At 65.0% G+C, this 7,680-nt stretch carries 9 protein-coding genes and 2 pseudogenes; 3 read left to right on the top strand and 8 right to left on the bottom strand.

Annotated elements, in window-relative coordinates:
- Positions 1-37 precede the first annotated feature (37 nt).
- The 4 genes and pseudogenes from ACFU4Z_RS33330 to ACFU4Z_RS33315 all read right to left on the bottom strand — a co-directional run.
- Positions 38-208 (bottom strand): annotated as a pseudogene (locus ACFU4Z_RS33330) (short-chain dehydrogenase); the annotation flags it as partial.
- A gap of 146 nt (positions 209-354) precedes the next feature.
- Positions 355-507 carry a hypothetical protein gene (locus ACFU4Z_RS33325; protein WP_379071371.1) on the bottom strand — a complete coding sequence of 51 codons (153 nt, stop codon included), beginning with the start codon at positions 505-507 and terminating at the stop codon, positions 355-357.
- A complete protein-coding gene (locus ACFU4Z_RS33320; RefSeq protein ID WP_379071368.1) occupies positions 504-713 on the bottom strand; it encodes a catalase-related domain-containing protein in 210 nt (69 codons plus the stop codon). The genes ACFU4Z_RS33325 and ACFU4Z_RS33320 overlap by 4 nt, the downstream gene beginning before the upstream one ends.
- Before the next feature lie 32 nt (positions 714-745).
- Positions 746-1,462, bottom strand: a complete 717-nt coding sequence (locus ACFU4Z_RS33315) for an MIP/aquaporin family protein (protein ID WP_379071365.1) — start codon at positions 1,460-1,462, stop codon at positions 746-748.
- Positions 1,463-1,700: 238 nt separating this feature from the next.
- Between ACFU4Z_RS33315 and ACFU4Z_RS33310 the strand changes: the two are divergent.
- Positions 1,701-2,397 (top strand): annotated as a pseudogene (locus ACFU4Z_RS33310) (response regulator).
- Here ACFU4Z_RS33310 and ACFU4Z_RS33305 read toward each other — a convergent pair.
- The gene (locus tag ACFU4Z_RS33305; RefSeq protein ID WP_379071362.1) at positions 2,375-2,707 is read right to left on the bottom strand and encodes a response regulator; all 333 of its coding nucleotides are present in this window, start codon (positions 2,705-2,707) and stop codon (positions 2,375-2,377) included. The pseudogene ACFU4Z_RS33310 and the gene ACFU4Z_RS33305 overlap by 23 nt on opposite strands.
- 213 nt (positions 2,708-2,920) lie before the next feature.
- On the opposite strand from ACFU4Z_RS33305, the gene ACFU4Z_RS33300 reads away from it, so the two are divergent.
- A complete protein-coding gene (locus ACFU4Z_RS33300) occupies positions 2,921-3,895 on the top strand; it encodes an aldo/keto reductase (protein ID WP_379071359.1) in 975 nt (324 codons plus the stop codon).
- Between the two features lie 269 nt (positions 3,896-4,164).
- The gene (locus tag ACFU4Z_RS33295; protein ID WP_379071496.1) at positions 4,165-5,667 is read left to right on the top strand and encodes a GAF domain-containing protein; all 1,503 of its coding nucleotides are present in this window, start codon (positions 4,165-4,167) and stop codon (positions 5,665-5,667) included.
- 30 nt (positions 5,668-5,697) lie between these two features.
- Here the strand turns inward: ACFU4Z_RS33295 and ACFU4Z_RS33290 are convergent, their stop codons facing one another.
- From ACFU4Z_RS33290 to ACFU4Z_RS33280, 3 genes are all read right to left on the bottom strand, one after another.
- Positions 5,698-6,111 (bottom strand): NAD-binding protein, encoded by a 414-nt coding sequence (locus ACFU4Z_RS33290; protein WP_379071356.1) that lies wholly within the window; start codon positions 6,109-6,111, stop codon positions 5,698-5,700.
- Between the two features lie 102 nt (positions 6,112-6,213).
- Positions 6,214-7,116, bottom strand: a complete 903-nt coding sequence (locus tag ACFU4Z_RS33285) for a helix-turn-helix transcriptional regulator (RefSeq protein WP_379071353.1) — start codon at positions 7,114-7,116, stop codon at positions 6,214-6,216.
- A 214-nt stretch (positions 7,117-7,330) separates the two neighbouring features.
- Positions 7,331-7,567, bottom strand: coding sequence for a hypothetical protein (locus ACFU4Z_RS33280; protein WP_379071350.1), 237 nt, complete (start codon positions 7,565-7,567; stop codon positions 7,331-7,333).
- Positions 7,568-7,680 lie beyond the last annotated feature (113 nt).

Here is a 7,680-nt window from a genome sequence, read left to right as displayed (position 1 = left end):
CGCGGCAGCCATGCTCGCGGTCGTGTCGTGGCCGAGGTTACGCCGGAGGTGTCTGTGTGAGCGCTCGGACGTGGCCGAGGACATCGGGGCGGCCGCTGCGTCCCAGGGGAGTGTTTTCCAGGTAGTCCTCGGTCAGGCCCGGCACCAGTGCGATTCCGGCTACCAGGGGTGTGTCCACCAGCCCCGGAGAGATCTTGGCTACCTCGACCGTGTTGGCGAACTGTTCGGCATCGCGCTTGCGTTCGAAACCTTCTTTGTCCGTTTGTTTTCCGTCCGGTTTGCGATCCACGCGAAATGTCGCGGCGTGCTCACGAAACCTGACCCACACACGCTCGTCGCGAGTGGCGAAGCCTTTCAGGATCCGCCCGGCCCGGCGAAGCCGCCGATCAGCCATGTCGAGCCGCGCAGCGTGCGGTAGGTATCGGTGAGTCCGAGGTCGTGGAACATCGCACCGACATAAAGCAATTCGGGGTCGGGGATGACGATGCCTGCGATTTGATCGTTCATGACGCGCGGACCTCCTGCTCAATGCGGTCGCCGAGGTCTTTGTCGACGTTGCACCAGTACTCGAAGGCGCGTTGTAGGGCCGGCTCGGTGACGCCGTCGCGGAGGTGGCCGACGATATTGCCGACCAGCCGGGCGCGTGCCGCGACGTCCAAGACGTCGGGCATGAGGGTGCCCGCTTGCACCCAAACCGATTGAGTTTCCGTCATTTTCATGCCTTTCGGTTGCGGACGCGGATGGTTCATTTGTCGTCGGGATCGAGAGCGAGGAAGACGACGCCAGCCGCCGCGCCCGCGACAAGTTGAGCGGCCGGATACACCCACAGCGTCGGCCAAGCGAACATCCCCATTACGGCGGCGCCCACGGCCACCGATGGATTGAAAGCGCCGCTCGAAATCGCACCTACCGCGAAAGCTACTGCCACGACGGTGAATCCGATGGCCAGCCCGTAGACCGGGTTGTCCGGATGACTCTTACTGGTGGCCACCTTGAGCACCACATAGCAGAGGGCGAACGTGAACAGGGCCTCCACGACGAGGACGGCCCCCACGGTGCGACCGCTCAGCGTCAGTGTCGACGTGGTCCCCGCCCGCGCCGGATCGATGATCTCGCGGACCACTACCGCGGCCAGTAACCCGGCAACTACTTGCGCGACCCGGTACCCGATGGCGGTGCGCACTCCGATCCGGTGTCGCACCAGCACCGCCAGGGTCAGGGCCGGGTTGTAGTGACCACCTGAAATATGTCCTCCGGCGTAGACCATCACCATCAGCGCGGCGCCGACGGCCAGCGGCGCGAACGGGCTGCCGCCGCCGGCGGCGGTGCCGACAGTAAGAACCAGGAAGAAGGTACCGATCAGTTCAACGGCATACGTCGTATCGACCCGGTGAGCAGCAGTGGTCACCGGACCGGCATCGGGGCGGGTGGGGGTTGCGGTGATTTCTTGGGATGTGACCATGTCACGACTCCTCGAATTGCGCTGGTTGTCGAATTACGCTGTGGCACGTTCAGAATCGCTCCGGACCGCACCGATGTCGTCAGTGCTGGCGGCCGTTGCCCCTGCCCGCCAGCCCCAGACCTCGCATACCTGCTAGCTGCAACTCGCCCCGCGACGGTGCTGCGAACGCACTGCGCGGGCCGGACCGGGACGTGGCGGCGTAGCGGATATGCTCGAGAAGTAGCCAGGAGGTGACTGGATGGCGGCGACAACGGCCGGATCCGACGATGCGAGGGCAGCCGCGACCCGCTTGCGGGTGATTCTGATCGAGGACGATGTCCTACTGCGCGAAGGCTTGGCGAGCCTGCTCGAGCGCTCGGGATTCGAGGTCGTCGCCCAGGCGGGCGACGCCGTGCAACTGCTGAATCTGGTTCGGGACCAGACACCCGAGCTGGTCGTGATCGATATTCGGATGCCCCCGACCAACACCACCGAGGGCCTCGACGCCGCCCGCGCGATCCGCGAGGAATTCCCGGAGACCGGCATCCTCGTTCTGTCCGCGCACGCCGATGTCGTGCACGCGATGGAACTGCTGGCCAGCGGCCGCGGGATCGGCTACCTGCTCAAGAGCCGGGTCACCGATGTGGAGGATTTCGTCGACACGCTGCATCGCATTGCCAAGGGTGCGGCAGTTGTTGACCCGGCGCTGGTCACCGAGTTGGTGTCCGCGCAGCGTCGCAACGATCCGCTCGCCGCGCTCAGTGTGCGTGAACGCGAGGTGTTGGCATTTGATGGCCGCGGGGCGTTCCAACGCCGGGATCGGGCGGCTGCTGTGGGTCACCGAGGGCACCATCGAAAAGCACGTTCGCAGCATTCTGACCAAGCTCGACCTGCCCGAGACCGGTGACGATCATCGGCGAGTGCTCGCGGTGGTCAGGTTCCTGGAGTCGCGCTGAGCTGATCCTCGCCGCCGCGGAGCAGATCGTGGACGGCTGCAGACGACAGCGCGGACTTGGACAGGAACCCCACCGCCGCGCTCTCGGCGACCAGGTCGGCGAAGTCCAGCCCGGAGTGGGTGGAAATCAGTATTACCGGCACGGCGAGGCGCTCGGCGAGGTCTAAACCGCTCTCGGCACCGAGATCGACATCGACCAAGGCGACATCGGGCCGCGCCTGCACGACCTTGGCCTGCGCTTCGGTGCCGGTCGATGCCACACCCACGACGATAATTCCTTGCTGCTCGAGCAGACCACGAGCGGCAGCCATGAAATTCGGGCTGTCATCGACGATGAGGCAGCGTAACGGCGAATCCCGCGTCATCATGTCAGCTTGCCCACGCGCACGCGGGGATCGCATTGCTGCTACCGGGAATCGTCTGGGTTTTGCAGCTGGCGAGTAGCCCGGGTTACCGCTGGCCGGAAGGAGCGATGGCCGCCAGCAGTGGCGACAGGCGCCCGACTGCGCGCGAGGGTGGTTGCTATGAAAACAACAACCTTGGGAACCAGCGGACTCCATGTCTCTCGAATCGCCTTCGGCACCTGGCAACTCGGCGGCGACTGGGGCCATTTCGACGAAGATGCGGCGATCACGGCGATCCGCCGCGCCCGCGAACTGGGCGTCAATTTCTTCGATACCGCGCAGGCATACGGTTTCGGCGCGTCCGAACGGCTGCTCGGCAATGCCCTGCGGCACGAACTGACTACCGCCCGAGACGAACTCGTGATCGCCACCAAGGGCGGCCTGCGCCGGACCGAGTCCGGCATGGTGCGCGATGCGAGCCCGGACTGGCTGCGCCGCGGTGTCGATGCCAGCCTCACCGCGCTCGGCCTCGACTACATCGACCTCTACCAGGTGCACTGGCCCGATCCGGCCGTTCCCGTCGCCGAGACGGCGGGCGCGCTGGCCGATCTGGTGACCGCGGGCAAGATCCGCCACGTGGGCGTCTCCAACTACGACGTGGGACAGATCGCGGAATTCTCCGCGACCCTGCCGGTGGAGACCGTCCAGCCCCCGTATCACCTGTTCCGGCGCGAGATCGAGGACGAACTGCTGCCGTACTGCCGCGCACACCACGTCGGCGTGCTGGTGTACGGCCCGTTGGCGCACGGCCTGCTGACCGGAACGCTCAGCACCTACTCGACATTCGCCGAGGACGACTGGCGCAGCGGCAGCTCGGCCTTCACCGGCGAGGTCTACGAACGCAATCTCGCGACGGTGCAGGTGCTCGAGGACTTCGCGACCGAGCGCGGAATCACCGTCAGCCAGTTGGCGATTGCCTGGACCCTGGCCAACCCTGCGATCCACGTCGCGATTGTCGGCGCCCGGCACGCGAGCCATGTCGAGGACAGCCTCGCGGCAGCGGAGGTATCACTGTCCGATACCGACCTCGACGAGATCGACAAGATCATGGCCTGGGCCACCCCGGTCGCCGGACCATCACCGGAGAGTGTCTGATGAGCGCCGCAGCTCGCCCGGTCGCCGGGCTCGGCACCGGGAGGAGGGTCGCGGCGACCGCGGATCTGGGGCTCGTGATCGGATAGCCGGATCCGCCGACCGGTTACGATCGAATCGTTGCGTCGTCCGCGGTTGTCGACAGTCGATGTGAGCTCTGCGTCATGAGGCGGAACCGGTCCCGAACATGCGGCTGGCTGGCAGCCACGCCAGGCGCGGTTACCGCACGCCACCGGACCGATATCCCACCGAGCTCGATGCGCGGGCGCTTGGTGTCGTTGTCCCTGCGCCCCACCTCCCCGCCCTGCTGGCTCGGGTTCGCGGTCGCGACCATTTTCATCGCGGCGGAATCGGTTCTGGTCTTTTGGCTCAAACAGATCTCGCCCGGGGAGGCGTTCGGTGTGGTCTATCTGCTCGGGGTCCTCGTGGTCTCGACAATATGGGGACTCGGGGTGGCGGTGGTGACATCGGTGGCCAGCGCTATCGCCTTCGCCTACTTTCGCAACTGGCCTGCGCCCTTCGGCGCCGAGGCCGACGATTTGGCGGCCATTGCGGTCTTCCTGGTCGTCGCTTTGCTGGCGAACACCCTCGCAGGCTTGGCCCGAGCCCATGCCGCCGAAGCGGATCGACGGCGCGTACAAGCCGATCTGGTCGCCGAGCAACAAGCCGCACTACGCCGGGTAGCCACGCTAGTCGCGCGCGGGGCGGCCTCGTCGGAGGTGTTCTCGGCGGTGGCCGAGGAATCGGCCCGCTGCCTCGGCGTATTGAACGCGACACTGTTCCGCTATGAGCCCGACGGCTCGGGAACGATCGTCGCGGCCCGTGACGAGCCCGGACTACAGAAGATGCCGGTCGGTGAGCGCCTCACGCTGGAAGGCGACAACATCGCCGCGATGGTGCTACACAGCGGCAGCACGGCCCGGATGGACAGCCACGACCACGCCGTCGGCTCCGCCGCAGCGCGCATCCGAGAGCTGGGGCTGCGCGCGGGAGTCGGCGCGCCGATCGTCGTCGATGGCCAGTTGTGGGGGGCGATCATCGCGGGCACATCGCGCCGCGAACCACTGCCAACAGATACCGAAGCGCGCTTGGCCGAATTCGCGGACCTGGTTGCGACCGCGATCGCGAATGCCGAAGCGCGCGCACAACTGACCGCGTCCCGTTCTCGGATCATCACCGCCACCGATGAGGCTCGGCGGCGCCTCGAACGCGACCTGCATGACGGAGCGCAACAACGTCTGGTCTCGCTCGGACTCGCACTCCGTACCGTGGAGGCAGCGGTGCCTTCCGAACTGAGCACGTTGCAGACCCAGCTGTCGGGAGTGGTGGAAGGCCTGGTCGACGTCTCGGCAGATCTACGCGAGATCTCCCGCGGAATTCACCCGGCGATCCTGTCCAAAGGTGGGCTCGGACCTGCACTCAAGGCGCTGGCGCGCCGCGCAACCGTCCCGGTCGAACTGGGCCTGAACTTGACCGAGCGAGTGCCCGAGTCCGCCGAAGTAGCCGCGTATTATGTTGCGGCAGAAGCACTCACGAATGCGGCGAAATATGCGCAGGCATCCGGGATCGACATCGACGCCTGGACCGAGGGCCCGCACCTTCGACTCTCGGTTCGCGATGACGGAGTCGGTGGCGCCGACCCGGCCGAAGGGTCAGGCCTCATCGGCCTGATCGACCGCGTCGAGGCCCTCGGCGGTCATCTGCACATCACGAGCCATCCCGGATGCGGGACGACCCTGTTCATGCAGATCCCGATCGTCCCTGATCACCGATGACCAGCTGACAGCCCGAATTACCCAGTATCACTACGTCGTTGTTGGCGGATGGCGGCGGTAGAGGTCGGTGACGACCGAGATGTCGGCATCCGCATGACGGAACGCCGCCTCATAGAGGTGCCACACCACCTCGGCCTCCGGCAACTCCACACCGGCGGCACGTGCTAATTCGAGCGCCAATCCAGCATCCTTCGCCCCGAGCGCCGTGGTCCACCACCGATCAGATGTACCGGTCAGCACACTGTCGAACCGGTTGTGCAATCCGGGCGCCACGACGGGACTCGTGCGGAGTAGATCCCGCAATTGATCGTCCCCGAGGCCTCCCGACCGGCCCACAGCGAACGCCTCGGCCAGCCCGACAACTCCCGAAAGCAACAAGAGGTTCGTCGTCAGCTCGGCGGCGAGGGCAAGCGCGCCGTGTCGTAGCGCCGGACCGTATCCCAAAGCGACAGTCTGGGTGCAGTTGGTCCCCAGCAGCGGCTCCGCTTACCGTTCAGCCCACGCAACCCACCGAGCACTTGCCCTGACCTCGACACCCCGACTCCCCTACCCCGCTGCCGGGTGGAGCTGTTCGCGATGCTCAACCCACGGACGCTGCCGCTCCTGCTCCGACATCGCCAACAACTCACGCAACTTCGCCCACGCCACCTCATCAACCGGGGTATAAATCTGCATCCACGCATGCGGAACCGACGGCAGAGACATACTCGTCAAAAACATCTCCAACTCCCCCACCGCCAAATTACGAACCTGCTTGGTCCGACTCACCGGAACAGCAACATCGTTACGAGCCCACAAAGCCTCGAAATTCGGGCTCTCCGAACACAACTCGACGATGAACTCCTCCCAATACGGATCGCCCAGGTTCTTGGCGTAGGCACCACGCAGATAGCCGACCATGCGGCGCAGGTCATCCCAATTGTGTTGGTAGGTATTGCAACACTGCGGGGTAAGGAACACCCTGCGAGCCACGTTACGTTCCCCGGTCAGGAAACCAGGACACAACGCCTCATACGGCTCGTTATGAGCCAACACGTCATACCGCGCACTCAACACCACCCCCGGCAACGGCTCCAAATGATCCAAAATCACCTGAAGCTCCTCCGGCAGAGCAGTACCCGCATGCGCCGTCGGCACCGTCGGCACATCCGCCAAACGATACAAATGCGCCTTCTCCGCAGCATCCAACGACAGCGCCCGCGCGACCGAATTCAACACCTGCACACTGACATTGATACTGCGACCCTGCTCGAGCCACGTATACCACGTCACGCCCACCCCCGACAGCTGTGCCACCTCCTCCCGACGTAGGCCAGGAGTGCGCCTACGCGGCCCAGGCGGAAGCCCCACGTCCTCCGGTGAGATTCTGGCGCGACGGGACTTCAGGAAGGCCGCCAGCTCAGAACGTCGAGCTTTGCGCACAGCCTGAACATCAACAACACCGGTCATATGATGATCGTCCCGCACTTCAGTCGCAGTATCCAGGTGCTACCAATACCCGTATCAGCGGGCACATGATCCGCCCCGCCACAGAAGGCTGGTGGCCTCTTATGCCTGTGCTGCTGGTACCCAGTTTTGTCGATCCCCTCCTACTGGTGTCGACCGAAGCGGCCACCACCGGATCACCTGCCCCGCTGGACAACCGGATCGAACCCGGCCCTCGTCACCGCAGCAGCGAAAGCTCAGCCCTCATCAAACCGAGCCCCTCGTGGTAAACACCCCGATCGAGCGACTTCTGATACTCGCCCATATCGGGAAACAATCGCCGCTGCTCTTCTTCCGCATAAGGGTTGCGACTCAGCCAAGCTTCATGGATCTCGCTATATGCGTGCCCGACGAATCCAGGGCGACCTGGATCGCGTCCTGCCCCTAGCTCGGCGAGTATCAGCTCCAAGGTCACCCGTGCCGATTCCTGATTGTTCCACTGCCAATCTTTCGGCAGTCCTCGATGCGGCACAACGAGTTGTCGCGCAGATCCAACCCGAGGTAGGCGGTCGGTACAAAGCACGCTAC

Origin of the sequence: Nocardia sp. NPDC057440 (assembly GCF_042802915.1) — a bacterium.
GTDB lineage: Bacteria > Actinomycetota > Actinomycetes > Mycobacteriales > Mycobacteriaceae > Nocardia.
This window is presented reverse-complemented; position numbering and strand designations above follow the sequence as displayed.